General features: G+C 47.5%; 14 protein-coding genes. All 14 read right to left on the bottom strand.

What is annotated here, in order from left to right:
- Positions 1-10 precede the first annotated feature (10 nt).
- The 14 genes from BLT07_RS04685 to BLT07_RS04620 all read right to left on the bottom strand — a co-directional run bounded on the left by BLT07_RS04685 (position 11) and on the right by BLT07_RS04620 (position 16,945).
- Positions 11-3,715, bottom strand: coding sequence for a hypothetical protein (locus BLT07_RS04685; protein WP_091866266.1), 3,705 nt, complete (start codon positions 3,713-3,715; stop codon positions 11-13).
- Positions 3,716-3,723: 8 nt separating this feature from the next.
- The gene (locus tag BLT07_RS04680; RefSeq protein ID WP_091866264.1) at positions 3,724-7,500 is read right to left on the bottom strand and encodes a hypothetical protein; all 3,777 of its coding nucleotides are present in this window, start codon (positions 7,498-7,500) and stop codon (positions 3,724-3,726) included.
- Between the two features lie 9 nt (positions 7,501-7,509).
- Complete coding sequence (locus BLT07_RS04675) at positions 7,510-7,941, bottom strand: GPW/gp25 family protein (protein WP_175455257.1); 432 nt, start codon at positions 7,939-7,941, stop codon at positions 7,510-7,512.
- A 13-nt stretch (positions 7,942-7,954) separates the two neighbouring features.
- Positions 7,955-8,245 (bottom strand): PAAR domain-containing protein, encoded by a 291-nt coding sequence (locus BLT07_RS04670; protein ID WP_091866262.1) that lies wholly within the window; start codon positions 8,243-8,245, stop codon positions 7,955-7,957.
- 68 nt (positions 8,246-8,313) lie between these two features.
- Complete coding sequence (vgrG, locus tag BLT07_RS04665; protein ID WP_091866260.1) at positions 8,314-10,032, bottom strand: type VI secretion system tip protein VgrG; 1,719 nt, start codon at positions 10,030-10,032, stop codon at positions 8,314-8,316.
- Positions 10,033-10,036: 4 nt separating this feature from the next.
- The gene (locus BLT07_RS04660) at positions 10,037-10,693 is read right to left on the bottom strand and encodes a CIS tube protein (protein ID WP_217633289.1); all 657 of its coding nucleotides are present in this window, start codon (positions 10,691-10,693) and stop codon (positions 10,037-10,039) included.
- 27 nt (positions 10,694-10,720) lie between these two features.
- Positions 10,721-10,900 (bottom strand): DUF5908 family protein, encoded by a 180-nt coding sequence (locus tag BLT07_RS04655; protein WP_091866256.1) that lies wholly within the window; start codon positions 10,898-10,900, stop codon positions 10,721-10,723.
- Position 10,901: 1 nt separating this feature from the next.
- Positions 10,902-11,336 carry a phage tail protein gene (locus BLT07_RS04650; RefSeq protein WP_091866254.1) on the bottom strand — a complete coding sequence of 145 codons (435 nt, stop codon included), beginning with the start codon at positions 11,334-11,336 and terminating at the stop codon, positions 10,902-10,904.
- A gap of 31 nt (positions 11,337-11,367) precedes the next feature.
- The gene (locus tag BLT07_RS04645; RefSeq protein WP_091866252.1) at positions 11,368-11,796 is read right to left on the bottom strand and encodes a phage tail protein; all 429 of its coding nucleotides are present in this window, start codon (positions 11,794-11,796) and stop codon (positions 11,368-11,370) included.
- 40 nt (positions 11,797-11,836) lie between these two features.
- Positions 11,837-13,297, bottom strand: coding sequence for a phage tail sheath family protein (locus BLT07_RS04640; protein ID WP_091866250.1), 1,461 nt, complete (start codon positions 13,295-13,297; stop codon positions 11,837-11,839).
- 42 nt (positions 13,298-13,339) lie between these two features.
- Positions 13,340-14,179, bottom strand: a complete 840-nt coding sequence (locus BLT07_RS04635) for a hypothetical protein (RefSeq protein WP_091866248.1) — start codon at positions 14,177-14,179, stop codon at positions 13,340-13,342.
- 1 nt (position 14,180) lies between these two features.
- Complete coding sequence (locus BLT07_RS04630; RefSeq protein ID WP_091866246.1) at positions 14,181-14,810, bottom strand: Pvc16 family protein; 630 nt, start codon at positions 14,808-14,810, stop codon at positions 14,181-14,183.
- A gap of 161 nt (positions 14,811-14,971) precedes the next feature.
- Positions 14,972-15,595 (bottom strand): LuxR C-terminal-related transcriptional regulator, encoded by a 624-nt coding sequence (locus BLT07_RS04625; protein ID WP_091866244.1) that lies wholly within the window; start codon positions 15,593-15,595, stop codon positions 14,972-14,974.
- Between the two features lie 225 nt (positions 15,596-15,820).
- The gene (locus tag BLT07_RS04620) at positions 15,821-16,945 is read right to left on the bottom strand and encodes a Gfo/Idh/MocA family protein (protein ID WP_091866242.1); all 1,125 of its coding nucleotides are present in this window, start codon (positions 16,943-16,945) and stop codon (positions 15,821-15,823) included.
- Positions 16,946-16,958 lie beyond the last annotated feature (13 nt).

The raw sequence follows: 16,958 nt of genomic DNA, 5'->3' as shown, positions 1-16,958 counted from the left end.
AATTTGGACTTTAAAGGTTGCCAAGAATCGTATTATCCAATCGTACGGGATTATCATCACTACCATCGTCACAATCGTGTAGTGTAGCAGTCGGGTATATACTTTTTAAATGGGTAAAAATGCGTAATAGGATATTTAAGCGATAAGAGACTTCGATCCATTCGGTATAGAATCCGAACCAAATCAGCCGGAGTTCTTCCCATCTTTCATCGTTTTCAATCAGATCGATTCCTTGACAAAATTCCGGGTCATTTTCCCTTGCGCTGCCTAAATCTTCAAGAAATGGTTCCCAGACTAGGGTCTGCAATTGATCTTGTACTACCGCGGTATCCTCAAAGTCGATTTCGGCTTCTACGAGATGGTCTATCCATTGCCGATAACGATCTCCGAAATAAGCAGTGAGACCTTCGGTACATGCACAGGTGTTTCCACCCTGCGTTATCGTCAGGCCGTCTTGCAACCAAAGTTCGGTTTGCCGCTGCAATTGTTGGTTTAGAACAAACCAATCGAATGAATCGTTGGCTTCCAACCAAAGGCACCAGGCCTGTTCGAACCTATCGAACTGATAGCCCGTAACGGCCAAGTCCGTAAAATGATTCAAAAGTCTGTCCCGTAGCACATCCCAACCATTCCCCGATATCAGGCAAGGAAAATCACCGGGGTCCAAGAGCAAGAACAAATTCCGTAGGCCCGTCTCCCACGCCGCCCTGTCTCGATAGGCGAGTTCCTGTCCCTCCATATAATTTTGGAAAATCACATCAAAACCATCGTAAAGGCTATGGGCACAGTCGCAGGTTGTTTCGGCCTGTGCGTCCATCCCCTGTTCTTGTTGTAACAATTCGACCAAGTCCGAGAAAACGGGAGCGCACACATCCTTTTCGAACCCGAGATTTCCCACCCAGCAAATCTTGGGCAGCAGATGGGAGGGCGTCTCTTTGCGGATGGTGCGGTCTGCAAAGTTCCGAAGATCGATGTCGTAGCTAAAGGGTTCTAAATTTCCCTGTAAAACGTAGGTTAGCCGAAAGGAATAGGGGTCTTCTTCCCCGCAAAAATTGCAATCGGAATCCAAACACACCTCCATAAAAGGACTTCCTGGAAAGACGGGGCGCAAAAGAATATGTTCTATGGTAAAAAGGCGTTCTTTTCGCAAAATATCGTGGCAAAAATCAACTACTTGATCCGTGGTTACCCCGGCAGCTAGAAGGGCAAGATCATCTCCATTCTCGTCCTGTAGAATGGTTTCGCTACCATTAATTACATATTGCCCCGCGTTCGTACAGTTACCGATGACGTTGCCGATCCATTCCCAAACGGCTTCTTCGACCGCCTCACCGGTACTTGCCGTGAGGGCATCCACTTCTTGAAGCAGCGTTCCCGGTGCGCCCTCGTTACTATTATCCAACTCAAAACGTGCGGAAAAGACATCAAATTGGCTGGTAATTTCAACATTGAAGTATGCTTTTAAGGATTCTATTCCCAACAGACGCCCAAGTCGTTCTGACAGTCCCGTTTGATTACGGGGGTCGCACCAACGATCGGTATAGCGATAGTTAAAGGAGCGCGCACGATCGGCACTGATCCTGGGGTAGAATCGAAGAAACCGGATTTTATCCCGAATCAATTTTTCATTGGAAAAGGGAATGCGGTCGGCATTGGCATACAGCATCAGCCCATAGTCGCGAAATTGCTCCCCAAATCGGGCCAGCATATGGTCGAGAAAACGATTTCTACGATCTTCGTAGGTAGCGGCACTTTCCGACAGCTGCCGTAGATTGATTTCGGTAAATTCGGTAGTTGCGAGGGCGTTTAAGGCCGTTATTTCGGGAGGCAACAGCGAAGGGTCAAAAAAGTGGTTGAAATAGGTTTTATCGATTTTTTCGTCGGTCGAGAACAGATCTGGGGTATGCGCCAATTGCTGGTTCATATCTGCCAAGAGCTGTTCAAAAGGCAATAAGAATCCCTTTAATTGATGGGCCTGTGCATGCCGTAAAACCGTTTCACGTGGGTCAAGGCCAGCGGGGCCCGTTCCATAGGTCAACGGCAAGGTATGTTGCACCGGGGTATAGCCCGCCAGATTGCGGTGGCGGCCTACCGGGATGGGATAGTCTCGGGCCGCCAAAGGTACTTTGCCCTGAAGGTCTTGCCCGCGGAGTTGTGCAAGGATAGCTTGTACCTCATCCATTCGTGCCAAAAAGGGCAGGTTATTTTTATAGAACAGAACACGGGAGGCCAGCTGATAAAGTCTAGGAACATGCAGGGCCCGTATCGGAATATGCCATTGGTGCGCGGGCATTATTGGGTTGCCCACATCGTCATATCGGGTAAACAGCACATGCTTGACCGCCTTCAGACCGGGAATATCCATCAGTTCGTTATAGAGATCGGAAATATGTATTTCCGCTCTCAGTTCAGAAGTAACCAGATCTTCATCCTTTATAAAACCGTTTTCCAAAGGAGGCCCTTGAAAGATTTCTTCGGTAGTGTAACCTTCTTCCGCCAACTCCTGAAGCGTGTAAAAGGGAACCACCGGATTAAACTGTTTTTCAATGGTGTAAAAGATATGCGCCAACACATATTCGATATCCGCATCTATGGCTACCTCAACATCGGCGCAAAAAGCTACATCTTCTATTTGAATCGTATCGAATTTACAAAAATCCTCACCCAGGTTTCGCAAATCATGTAGCGCAAAACGGGCCGAAGCCACCGCTTCGGAAATGGCCTGCAATTTTCTGCGATATCGATCCCAGACACCACCCAAAGATACTTCCTGCAGCATATCGGAAACAGCGGCAACGATATTCGGACTGTTTTTAACCTGCTCGACCAAGGAGAAAAAACGAATGGGAACGGCCCGTAGCTGAAAACTGTGTTCCGTACCGCCACTTACCGTCACAAAAGCGACCGTAAAATCGACAAAAAATGGATTTCTCCATCCTTGGGCGAAAGAGTCGTTCGTAACTATCTCGTCGACGGAACGATCCCTTGAAAAACGGTCTACTTGGATATTCGTAAAATTGAAATCGGGGTGATCCCCGGTAAAAAGGCCGTACAGTTCGGGTTGCTCTCTTTTCCAATCGAAAAAGCGCAATTCGATGGTCAAAGGAAGGCGTTCATTGGCCACCCCTGAAGAAACCGTAGTGGTATGTACAAGTTTATGGGTGTTTAAGTCCCCCAATTCGGTATCGCGGTCCAAATGTAAAAGCACTTCATACAGGCCCCTGACAAAAACAGGATGTTCATGGAAAACGGATGTTCCACCATCGGCATTTTGAAGCCGCCATTGGGGGGCATGAAACAAGGCATTTTCATCGCACTCCGCATAAAACCGTGTCTCACAGGCACAGCGTTTGCAAAGAAACCAGGCATTCGCCACGTTGGGCAAATCGATCATCGCCTTCCGAAAGTCATTTACGGTCAAGGGATTATTGGTTAAAATACGGCGTGCGGTAAAGAGGACCTGCCGAAAACTGATATAGCCACTAGGTTCTGTAAGGATATCGGCAATGTCGATTCCGGTTCGGTATCCCAATTCGGTCAGGGCATAGGTCAGTGCCTCGAGCAGAGTAATCCCAGGATCGTGGGCATTGTAATCGGTCCATTGGGCATTGCCAAGTTCTTGGATGGCGCTAAAACCTTTGGCCCTTAAGCGGTCGTAATCCTCTGCCAAGGGTAGCTTTGCGTTCTTTGCTATGGTGATCGATCTCTCTTCCATGTTCTATACTATTGCTGGCGTACCCACATAATTTGTCCTGTTATTGGCTCCTCGGCGCATCCGCAGTCTTCAATCCATTCATTTTCAGCATCGGCATCAATGAGCGTTATATCATGTTCCCTTGCGGAAACCAGTATGGAAACCTGCTTCGTAGGCCTTACGGTCTCCACATCTTGCTGGGTCACATCGGTAGTATGGCTCAGAACAAAATCTTCCAGATAATCGACATATACCCGCTCTTCGATAAAATTGATCAGTACCGATTTCGACATTTCGGTACTGAACTCGATACCGATGGCATTGTCGAAGGCCCATGGGGATAAATGGCGAACCATATCTTCGTTCAATTGTTTTTCATAGAAACTTGTATCGTATCCTAAATGGAACTTTACCCTGAATGAGGCCTTCACCGGTTCGAATTGCGGATTGCGTACATGTATTTCGGCAAAACAGGTCGTTCGACAGGACAGGTACTCGTGCATCGCCGTCAAATCGGCCAAACTTGTATAGGGACGCAAATGATCGACCCCGTTGAGCTGTCTTAGATCAGCCACCGAAATCAAGGTGACATGCCCCGGTGCCAATTCCCGATAAATAGGATCAGTAGTTCCCGGCTCGTACCTTAAATGATTCAAGCATTTTATTTTATGGATATGGGGGAATTGCTGTAACACTATGCGTTCGAAGTCCCATTGCGTAATGGCCCTGGCCTTGTGCCTAAGTGTCTCGCCTGTTCGGTTATAGTATGCAATGCTTCCTTCTTTGGCACTCCCCCCAAAAGTGGCATACGGCTGTTCCACTTTTTTGATGGCCGCTACTGGATCGATTAATTTTGCAATGGTTCCGGCAGGCAAGGGAAGTGCACCAAGTGCCGGGTCATTACTATTATCGATCATGATAACCGGAAATGCCTGTGCATGCACTCCGATGATCTGGTTTACGGCATCTACCCCTGTCTCTACCGTAGCCCTGATCCATGTTTTACCGGCTGGCAATAAGGTGTGTTCGGTATTGGCCTCTTCGGGTATGCTGAAACGAATTAGACCCGACTGCAAAAGTTGCTGGGTGCTATCGGTGACCTCTTTATCTTCAAAAGGCACCCAATCATTATTTTTTAAATACCACCATTGGATGTGATCTTTTGGCTTTTCCAGAAGGGGATCGGCAGTGCCTGGGGCCAATTGAATAAGCAATGATACCACCTGCGGAGGAGCTAGATCTTCTATCCCGATCAGCCATTCGCCCCCATCATTCCCGACGTTGTTCTGCGGACCGTCAGGTGTAATCGTATTGCTTTGGGGTACTAATTCGGGGAACATTCGCACCTTATCGGTACCCCCATGACGGGCGGCCAAACCAAACGGATGCAGATGATAAAAGGTAGCGGCCGGCTCGTCGGTCGCACTGGAGTCATCGAGTATGATGCGCTGTGTTGCGTCATAATCAAGGCTTACCTCCAATAGTTGGGGGTCGAATAAGGGAAGTGGCGCAGGGGGGGGCGGGTCGTCCGCGGGTGCGTTTTTTGCATATTCGGCCAAAGCTTTGGCATAGATGGCATGCCCCCAATCCCCATCGAGCTTAAAGCGCAGGTAACCTGCGGTGGTCTTGGAACTATAAGGCCGATTTTCAATAAAATCAGGCGCAATCAAATTAAGGGCTCCCAAAATTATTTTGTTGTCCAAATCAACATTGTTCTGTGTAGCGGGTACTATTTCTTTATCAACGGAATCATTTTCAAGAGACCACGTACCATCTTCGAGAACCTGAAATTTAGTCTTCGGAGAATCATCTAAAAAACCTGAAAAGTATTTTGTATTATCAATTTTCTGTTTCCAGTTAAAATGCAAGCTGATAGTAGCCTTTTTCTGAAATACTTCCTTGTCTCCCATCACGAAAACCGCCCCTGTGCCAGGCGCTGGACCAAAAGGGTGAAATGGCTTGCTCACATCTAGAGGACCTGTACTGCCGCTCCAGCTCATATCGCGCTTATCCTCCACCACTACTTTTAGCTCAATTTGGCTCAAAAGGGTGTTTTTCAATGCTTGATAGGGAAAATCAACGCTGTCATCATGAATCAAATAGGCCTTTAAAACGGGGAAGGAAGTATCAAAATCGCCCTCATGGACCTTAGGGTCTATGGGGAGAATGGGGTCTTCGTCGGCATCTATCGGTATGCTCAGCTGATATTCGTTGGCCGTGGCAATCACCTCTTTTTCCAACCATCCTTTTTCAGTGCTTAGGGCAATCTTGAATTTGACTCCGTTCAAGGCATTCAAGGAGGTTCCCTCAAATTTTAGGGAAATGATCCGTTTTCCCTGTCGGCAAAAAAGATAATGCGAAGCGATGGCAAAGCCTATTTCCGCTCGCGGCAAATCTATGTTCCAGGTATCCGGATCGGTATTGGTATCTACACTTCGATTGCCAAAGGGATGCCATCGTCCGTCTAGCGAAGCCAATTTCTTCTCACCTATACCATCTGCCGAGTTACTCACAGCAGCAGCGAAATACCTATCCTTATCAACCCCTTTATAAATGGGTCGCTCTACATCGCCGAATTGATAGAGCGCCAAGGTATTCGGTGCCTTGAACAAACTTCTCAATTCGGTCACCTTGCCCTTGTTGACCACAAAATCTTCGGTAAGCTCAAAACGGATTTCCTGACCGGTCTCGTCCTTACCTGCTTTGAATTGGGTGCCCATTGGAAGCAAATAAGCTGAAACATGCTTTGCCAAAGTCGCCGTCAAATAGGCCTGATGTGGTTTGGGGGCCAGTGGGAAAATACGGAGCACACGTTCATAATAAAAACGAAGGTGCCGATCGGTCAGGGTATTCAAAGCGGCCTGCTCTTCGGTCAGTAGTCTTAGAAAAGCCAGAAACAGCGCAAAATGAGGTTCATGCCGGTTCCAGTTAAAGAGAAGCGCTTCCAAGGCTTTCTCCGATTCTGAAATAATCAGCGCAAATGACTGAATGAACTGTTCGTAAACGCCGGTAAAGAAAAAGTGTTTGATCGCGGCATTGATATCCGTTGGAATAGCTATACCTGCGCCAAATATGGAAGCATCTTCCGCAATATTCTGTATATACGTCGACCAATCGGTTTCCCCCTCCGGCAACCAGTCTTCACTAAACAGAAGGGGGGTCGGCGGAGTGGTATAGAAATTTTCCGTGGGCAAAATATCGGCGCCAAGCACCTTAAAGTTCAATAGCCGGTCACTTAAAGTACTGGTATTAACGTCTACCAACCTATTAGGCCCATTTACGGCATGCTTGTGCCATGCTATCCACTTTTGAAAAGGCGCCGAGAGCTGCTGATTGATTCTACTCCGTAGCGAATCTTTGATGGCAAGGGTATCGGGCAAGCCTGCGATATGCCGATCCAATTGCCAAAGCAAGGTGGTGAACACATCGAAAAATCGTTGAAAATGTTGTTGCAAATGCTCGTTATCACTGGCCGTATTATCCTGAAATTCCAGTTTTTCCAGCTCAATGAGCAATTGTCTGGCGGTTTCCCTGAAATTATCTATGGAAGCTGCGGCGAGGTTCGCCAAGATAATGGCGGGATTGGCACTCCAAAAATCCTCCCAATTTCCGTCTGCCGTATTATCGCTGTTGAAGTAGTGCACAAAACGGGCGTAGTCGCGCACAAAGACGATCCAGTCGGCAAAGCTTCTTTCATCAAGCAGCGCATAGTTTGGGTCCAACGCGAGCGATTGCCTTTCAGACTGTGCCGTTCCGGGATGATCCCAACTAAATTCATTTCGTATGTCGGAACATGGACTTGCCATTTGTAATTTTTATTTAGGAATATTGATTTCAGATCCTTCCAAAAGATAAAATGGATACACAAAATTGAACCGCGAATTGGTGGCACGCACCCGATAGTCCATCTTGATGAGTAAGATGCCCTCTATGATCCGTTCATCGCTGACAATCAGTTCTAAAACCTTGATACGGGGCTCATAGTAGAGGACGGCGGTATTGATGCGGTCAAAAATGAGTGTTTGTAGGCCCGTATCCATCGGTTCGAAAAGCAATTCCTCCAAATTACTGCCGTAGGCCGGAAGCATCACACGTTCGCCGAGGGAGGTAGAGAACAAAATTTCTAGACTCCGATCAATATCCTCCTCTGCCGACGTCATCACTACGCCACGGAGTTCCCGTCGAAACATGGGTGGAAAACTCCAACCGGTACCTAAAAAATTCGTGCTCAGCTTCTTTTCTTCCATCGTTCTTTTTTTATCATCCACCGATTATAACATTGGGCGCGCCAAGGGCAATTGTTCCCCCATGTGCCGTAGCATCGCCCATACGGGCCGCGGGCATACCTTCTATCAACACGGTTCCAGAACCTGCCACAATGATATCCGGTGGTCCGGTGCAGGTTGCCTGGTCACCGGCCCGTGCCGCAGGCATTCCACCAATCAATACGGTAGCGGCGCCCGGGGGCAAAATTGGCCCTCCTACATGGGGTACGGGTCCATTTGCCGCGGGGCAAATATGCATATCCCCTACTCTGGCCGCTGCTGGCATATCATTATCTTTCTTTTATTCACATGGCATGTATCAGATGACATTTACCGGTGAACGTATTGGTATCCTCAATTGATCTGTACCAAGCCTCCCTTAATGGTATTGGTGCCGCTTGCAGAAAACTCCGCCGTAGCACTTCCTTCGATTTTTACTTCGGGAGCCGACGCTTCCAATTTGGTATTTGCCTTTAACACAATATCCTTCGCACTTTCTATGGTGATGCCGGAGGTGTCCATTACAATTTTATTGCTGTTCTGGTCTTCGATCGTAATCGATTGATTTTCGCCGGAAATAGCGACCCGATTCCCATCAGGGGTTTCCAGTAAGATATTCTTGTATTCATCATTGAAGAGCAATTGCATGCCGCTCTCGGTAACGAATCCTTTTTCAAAATTTTCATCGGTAGCGTCGATAGGGGCCGGTTTTGCGCTGCTGTTCAAGGCCCCTAAGATTATGGGATAACGCGGGTCGTTGTTCAGAAAATGGACCACGACCTCATCACCGATTCCCGGACGAAAAAAACTGCCCCTGTTCTCTCCGGCATCTAGCGTGGCGATCCGTGCCCAGACCCCTTCGTCTTCGGTACTCAATATGGGCAATCGAATCATGACCCGATGTTCTCCGAGCGGATCGTCAGCGAGCTGTGTCACGATTCCTATTTGGAGTCCGGTAGCTGCGGGGATAAGGGAGGCTGCCCGGGCCTGTGTTATTGAAAATCGCTCGGTAAACCAATCATCATCGAGACCGAATTCCACATCGGTGAGCCAATTGCCGTTCCCTATTTCATGTCGAACGGCAGCTACGAAAACCTCCCCGTTAAACCGTTCTCCGACGCCTGCCAATTTGATAACCTGTCCGGGCAAGATGCTGGCGATTCCTTGAAATTGTGCCCGCCCCCGTATACGGGCCAAACGACTTTTCTGTAGACGGGCTACGGACCAGTCTTTTAGTTCTTCCTCCAATAAGGGGCCACCATGTTGTTGACGAAACGGATTTTGGGCATGGGTTGCCGCTAAGGTCTCCGCCGTGAGGTTACCTACTTGAGGGCTATTAAAATTGCTTTCCTCTACCGACCGAATTTCCTGATCTGCAGGATTCCATGCCATCGATTCGATAGCTTCAAATTGATTTCGAGAATCGATCTCGGCATCAAAATTCAAGATGGTCGCACCATACTCCAAATCAAGACTGGCCGATTGTTCGAGGTCCGGTTTGTTGATTTTCAGCGTACCATCCTCTACAACGCAGATTTTGCCCATGGCATCGGTACGGGTAAGAATGAAATCCCAATCGGTACAATTGTACTGTACCAATTCACCGTGGGTAAAGGTCGTGGCCTCCACCTCCGATTGCAAGCCTGCCCGACTTACCATATCTTCTATGACATCGCTATCGGATTGCTCCCTAAAAAAACGGCTTTGCGGACGCAGGGTCATTTTATAGGCTTCATCCCTACAATCGATACGCAATACCGAACGTTGTTCCCGGACCTTAATGCTATGACTTACGACAATGCCTTTATAAATTGTATCCTCCGTACCTTGATAGCCAGCTCGAATTTCAATGGGCTTACCCGGAATAAAGTAATCCGTTTCACTTACTTCCCAGATCTGGGCGGCGGCGTCACCATCTTTAATTACCAAAGTCGCAGAAGGAATGCGATTGACCGAGCGATACACCAAAACCGACATGACCTGGTATTGCGCCGATACGACCTCCCCATCGGAAAGAATCGTAAAAGTGCTTACACTAGGGGCGACCGGTGTGGGTATCAATCGTGCGGACATAGGATTATTCGGTTTTATTTAAAGGTGGAAAATAGAGCTCGGTACCGACGGCCAGTTTCCGGAATTGATCCAGATCGTTTAGTCGGGCAATCTGTGTTGCGTATCGCGTGCTTTCATATATTTCGTCACATAAATTCGGCAAGGTATCGCCTGCCTTGACCACTTTTTTATGGGTCAGGTCGGGGGAGAGCAAATTGGCCTTCGCCAATCGCAGTACATCGTCAAAACTGCCCTTAAAGCTTACCGTGGCCATGGCACGAATGGGCGTACCGTCCGATTTGAAGAGTTTATACTGAATCTGCAGTCCCGTAATACGGCCTTTAAAGAGCATTTTGCCCCAGATGATCATAAAATGCCGGGGCTCATGGGTCTCGCTTTCAATATCCAATAGAAAACTTCGGAAATCCTCCATCTCGACATAGATATCGGGTCGGGGCGCATTGTCCAGTATTCCGGTATTGTCGAACCATAGGTCACACGAAAACTCTTCGGGATCATGTCGGGTATAACGAGCTGCGGTACCGTCATTGCCCTGGGCCGTATCGGTATTATATTCGATCTTATAGTCGAGAGCATAGGATTCCGGATTGACCAAGACCGGCCAAGAAGCAGGGACGGCCGGCTTTTGGTGGGCCACATCCTTAAAAGCCAGGATTTTCATCTTTTCCAATTTTCCCAGAAAGTCCATTTAGCGTTCCTTTTTCTTATTGAGTACCAAGAGCGTTTGTTCCACACATTCGGCAATAATGGCATCCTCGGATGCATCGCGTTCCTGTTTACGGGCATTGGGGTCGGTGGTCGCGGCATTGTTGTTTTCCCTTTCGTTTACTTTTACCTTTACAATCAATTCCCTTATTTCTATTGGCATTCTATTCAATTTTAAAGTAGTGGTAACTCAGCTCCAAGGTTTCGATTACCAGTGCGTTTTCTTCGGCATTAAAATCGGAAACGCTCCATTTTTTAGGCCAGGCCCGTGCCAATTTCCAAACCTTCAAAGGCTCGGAATTTTCGTTTAGCAGCAGCACCTGCAGGTCGGTCGGTACAAATTGGCGTTTTTCAAAGGCATCCAAACACCATTTGACCACATCGGACCCCACTAACATTCCCCGCTTCAATACCAGTGTACTGTACTTGGTACGAACCGGAAGTTCATGTACAAACCGGTTTTCACCTCCTTCTATGATAGTTTCGGTATCGTACTCGACACTAAGGCCCGAAACACTTTGAAAACGGGAATCGTCTTCATTTCCGCTAAAACCAAAGCGGACGAGAAAGTGAAATCCGACGGGAGGGTAGTGGGCCATAATTGGTATCGCTGATTATCGGTTCAAATTACTAAGTCACCAATTTGAATCCTTCATGACCGATTTCCAGAGTCTCGATGGCTACTTCGTTGCCATCGGCCTTGAGTTCGGTTGCCTGATATTTAACGGCGAAGCAGTTCACCATACGCCAGACCATGGTGGGTTCAAGATTTTCATTGAGCAACTTGATGATGACATCGCGTCGTTCTACCGTATTCATCTGAACGGTATCGAACCAATCGTAAAAACCGTTGTCTCCTTGAAAGGTTCCGCGTTTCAACGTAATATTCGTTAAGGTCTCCATTCCCGGCATCTTGAGTTTCGAAAATGTTTTACTGGACCCTTCGCGATATTCAATAGGTTCAATAGTGCGTTCCAGGCCCGTAACTTCGGTAAAACCCAAACGCGCATCGCCCCATTCTACAAGGAAGCTGAATTTTGTAAGTGGATAATTTGCCATAATAGTGATGTTGTTAAACTAATTTTAGAATGTTAAAAAATCAGGCTTCGGGCATTTTCTGCTCAAAGCGCAGGATAATAAACTCTGCTGGACGTACGGGGGCCATCGCGATCTGTATGATCATACGACCGTTAAGCACATCGTCGGCGTTCATAGTTTTCCCTAAACCCACTGCCACTTGAAATGCCTGTTCCTGGGTAGCCCCTTGAAGTGCACCGTCGCGCCATTGCAGGCTCAAGAAGTTTTCGATCATCGCCTGAACCCGTACCCAGGTGTTCGCATCATTCGGCTCGAACACAAACTGGCCACTGGCTTTTTTCACCGATTCCTCTACCATATTAAAAAAACGGCGTACATTGATATAACGCCATTCATTATCGTTGCCTGCCAGGGTACGGGCGCCCCAAACCAAAGTACCCTTACCGGTAAAAGTGCGGATGGCGTTGATTGATTTTCCAGCGGCTGTATCGATATTGAGGGCTGACAATTGGGACTGTGTAAATGTGTCTGCAGGTTCAGCCACCAAATTAAGACTCACATTTGCCGGGGCTTTCCAAACCCCCCTGGTGCGGTCGACAGATGCGTATACACCGGCCACCGCTCCACTGGGCGGGATATTTAGCGGTAATGAATTGAGACCTGTGACGACTGCTTTATAAAGACCGAACGTATTTATAAGTTCTAATTCACGATCAGCAAGTTGTTCTGCGGTTTCAGGAGCGGCTATCGCTGTATCGTAAGCGGTAATCAATGCGCCGATATCAGTGTCCGTGGTGAGATCTTCCAGACCTACCGCCGCGGCCGCACCCGCACGTAAAAAAATGTCACCGTCCAGTTCAGCATAGGTCACATTTTTAGGTAATGTTGCTCTTAGCCAAGGCGTATAGGCCATTCCATACTTTAGGTTGTTAATCCCTATTCCATCCCGAAAATCAGTTCCTGTAGGATCCGAATCATACAAGTCGCATAGCGTTACCCGATCACCCAAGTCAGCACATTGCATAAGAGCCTGAACCTGTCTATCATACAATTGGTCTGTACCATCGGAGGCCGCCGCATCTGGGAAGCAGATGATAGTCGGCTCGTCGAACGCCTCAAGAGCATTGATACCATCTTCGATATCACCTGTGTCATATGCAGGTAAACCTATAGTGCCTACAGAAACGATATAACAATCGCCGCCTCCATTGGCATAAAAAAGCTGTAACGCGTGGTAGAGGTAGTGTGAGGTCGAAATGTCGGCTCCAAGAAAGTTGTCAGAGGCATCTAATCGCACTTCCGTTACGGTCAACCTCGGCGCAAAGCCGAAGCGGGTCTCGAATTCGGTCAGCGACGAAATGCGTACCGGTGAATTCGGGTCAAGTTCAGAGCCATCGGTGGCGAGTCGGCGTTCGGTATATCCTATAAAGGCAGGAATAGCCGTTTCCACCGCGGCGACCGAAGGCGGGAATTTTGTGATTTCTTCCACATAAACCCCTGGTATTGAATAGTTACTGGGCATAAGAATTAGGTTTTAAGATTTATATTCATTTATTTACAGGCCTTAGACCGTTGCTTCGGCCAATCGTATGTCATAAATGGTTCCTTCCCATGCATTCGGAAAGAGGTCTATAACCCCTAGTATACCGGGACGGTTTTCCAGCCCCAGATATAAGGTGATTTCATTTATGTTGGGTCCATTAATCCGGTATCGTCCTTCCCGTAACGGGCGCAGATCCAGTTCGTACTCAGTTTGTTGGTTAACGGCCGGGAAGTCTACCGTAAAGATGGGCGGAGCGGCGGCAGCGGCCAAGGCGTCAAACACTTCCAAAGTGGTTGCTGATCCGGGAGCAAGCTGCGGCACCCGTACGATGCGCCCGCGTCTTTCAAAAAAATGATTGCTATGCAATACTTCCCCTACCGCGGCATTGTCGCTTAATAGATAGCGGTTTTCGGGAGGCTGCTGGGCATTTGACAAATGAAATACCTTTCCTCTGGGCCAATCGGGCTTTACCTCGACCTGGTCGATAAACTCGGGGGCGACAAGGGCAACATCGAAGGTAAACCGGAGCGCGTCATCAGCAGGCAGATCCCTTAGTTCGTTATATACCACCCAAAAACCTAGGGTGGTTGTCTTGAAAACAAGTCCCAGTTGCTTTAACAGCTCCGCCGTTTCAGGATTCGGTCGGATGTGCAAAAGGTTCCGCAGGTCGAAGTTTAAAAGACGTCGACCTACTTCATCGGGCACGACCGTAGATAACGGAATTATAAAGGGGCTTGTAAGGGGGTCGTATCCCACAGTATCATATCCAAATAGCGCGGGGTCATAACTGCTCGTACGAAGTTGGGCATGGTGCCAAAAGGCTACTTCGAAAAGCTTGTTATATGTAATTTGAAACCCCATACTAATTTATTTGTTCCGTTAAGGTAATTTTCGTTATCGGGCTTGCCGGTTGCGGTTCATCTGGAATGTATTCGATTTGTTGTAACTGTAATTTGTAAAAAACGCTCGGCATAATCTTTCCGCCCAGTACGCCCCATAGATGATTGAGCTGCTCCAACCCGGGAGATACCATGCTGACATTAAAATGAAAAATTTCCGGCACGAACCCACCCGAGGGAGCTACCGTGTTGTTTTCATTGAAGACATTTTGGTGCTGAAAATAGCTGATGACCCTCGATAGAAAGGATAAGGCAACTTCATACTCACCGACGTTTGCAGTGATTAATACATAGAGGTTAAGAAAAACCGGGGGATTGGCATACTCCAAATTTCCGGATACCGGATTGCGTCTATGATTGGGCCGGTTTTTCATGGCATATTCTTCTTCGGTCTTTACCAACGTCAAAACAATGCGATTGCCTATGGCATTGGTAATAGAAGTATCGGAACTTTCGTGAAAAGCTATATTGCCGAGAACCACCCGGTCATCGTCGGTATTGTCCGGCATGGGGGCAAGGTCGTTTAAGGCCTCTTCCAGATTGAATCTTAGGACTGCTAGAATGTCGGATATCGTGTCTCGTACTGCGGGCATGATCCTTGATAATCAATCAATATCATTCTTCATAATCACATGAAGGGTGCGGGAACTTTTACGGAATACTAAAAGTAGAATAGGTACCGATCAGATACATCACGGAAAACCTGTAAATCTGAATATCATGGAAAACCATGATTTTTGAAAAGGAAAGTCATTTATCGACCCATGCGCATCGCCTCTCGAACTACACCCGCGGTATTGCGCACCCCTAATTTTCGAATGATATTGATACGGTGGGTTTCTGCGGTACAGGAACTAATGAAAAGTTTTTGCCCAATTTCCTTCGTGGTATATTCATCAATGATCAAATCGAGTACCTCTTCTTCCCTTCGGGTAAGTTTTGCATTAGGTTTCGCATTGTGAAAGGTCATATCGATCCATTTTTTACTAATCGAGGGATCTAAAAACGATTTACCTGAAAGTACCTCATAAATGGCTTGTTTCAGTCTCATATCTCCAATAGTCGGCAACACATATCCCCGAATTCCCAACTTAAAAAATGCCTTGATATGGGTTTGCTTGCAGTTCTCGGAAAGTACAATGATTCGCGATAATGGATATCGTTTTAAGAAGCATTCTACCGATTTTCTATTTCCGGCAAAGTTTTTTCTCAAATGGAACAATAACAAAAATTTGTTTTTAGAAGGCTCAATGATAGCAAGCGCATCGGATACGATTTTTTTTTCAAAATTAAACTGCTCCTGTTTTAACATGAACTCAAGTCCGTGCAGCAGCAAAGGGCAAAAACCGGCAATATATATAGACGTTTGTTCAGTCATGCCACGTACTATTTGGAAGGATGTTTAAAAACGGTTGTAGCGGAAAAGGATATCTGTTCCTTAGGGGATACGATATCCATTTGAATTACGACCAAAAAATATCAAAATAGTACTGCGAAAGGAAATGGAAGTGTATAAGTCGTCTATAATTGTGTGTATGTGGTATATTTTCTTAGTTTTTAACTCATTTACTGCCTTAGAAATGTAATAAAAAACTTATAAAACTTATATCCCAAAAGTAAACTCCGGCAACCGGATAATCTCCCCGCCCTTCAACGCAGATTCATGCGCCAAGATCCCAACACAAGTAATGTTGGCGGACTGCCTCGCATTGGGATAGGGCGAGCGTTCATTGACCAGGGTATCGACAAATTCGTGCACCAAATGCGGATGCGACCCGCCATGGCCGGCCCCTTGGGTAAAGGACAGATGCTGGTGCTCGTCTTCATCGTACACGCCTTTGGTAGTAAAATGTTGGATTTCCTTCGGCAACAGTTTGGCAAAATCGGGACTCCCGACTTCTTCGGGAATTTCAGGTTCGGGTTTTTTGGCGGTGTGCACCACCAAAGGTTTTCCTTCGATCAAGGGCCATTCCACCGATTTTTTGGAACCGTAGACCTCAAAACTTTCGCGATATTGTCTTGCGACATCGAACAGCGAGCGGTACACCTGCGCACTCAGATCGGAGTTGCGGAATTTGATATGGGTGGTCTCCACGGCATAGGGGGAATTGTATTCCTTGATCAGTTCCTCACGGATGGTGCCGGACCCGAAACAGGAAACGTATTCCGCTTCCCCTCGGGTCAGTGCCAGTACGGGGCCGACACAGTGCGTGGCGTAGTGCATGGGCGGCAGACCTGGCCAGTAGTTGGGCCACCCGTCCATATCCTGTTGGTGGCTGGCCTTTAAAAACTGGATCTTGCCCAGCTCGCCGTTTTCGTAGAGTTCTTTCATATAGAGAAATTCCCGGGCGTAGACCACGGTTTCCATCATCATATAGGTGAGTCCCGTTTCCTCGGTCAATCGCACGATTTCCTCGCATTCTTCAACGGTGGTCGCCATGGGCACGGTACAGGCCACATGTTTTCCCGCCTTTAAGGCCTTGATCGATTGCTCCCCGTGATTGGGGATGGGCGTGTTGATGTGTACCGCATCGATTTCGGGGTCTTTCAGGAGTTCGTCGTAGGAGGTGTAACGCTTTTCAATGCCAAAAGCATCGCCCAGCTCGTTCAATTTCGTCTCGTTGCGTTGGCTGATCGCGACCAGATTGGCGTTGGGATGTTTTTGGTAAATGGGGATGAATTCCGCGCCGAAGCCCAATCCGACTATGGCTATGTTGATTTGTTTCATGCTATTCTAATTT

Origin of the sequence: Pricia antarctica (assembly GCF_900101815.1) — a bacterium.
Classification (GTDB): Bacteria; Bacteroidota; Bacteroidia; order Flavobacteriales; family Flavobacteriaceae; genus Pricia; species Pricia antarctica.
The sequence above is the reverse complement of the archived record's forward strand: the minus strand, read 5'-3'. Positions and strand labels throughout refer to the sequence as shown.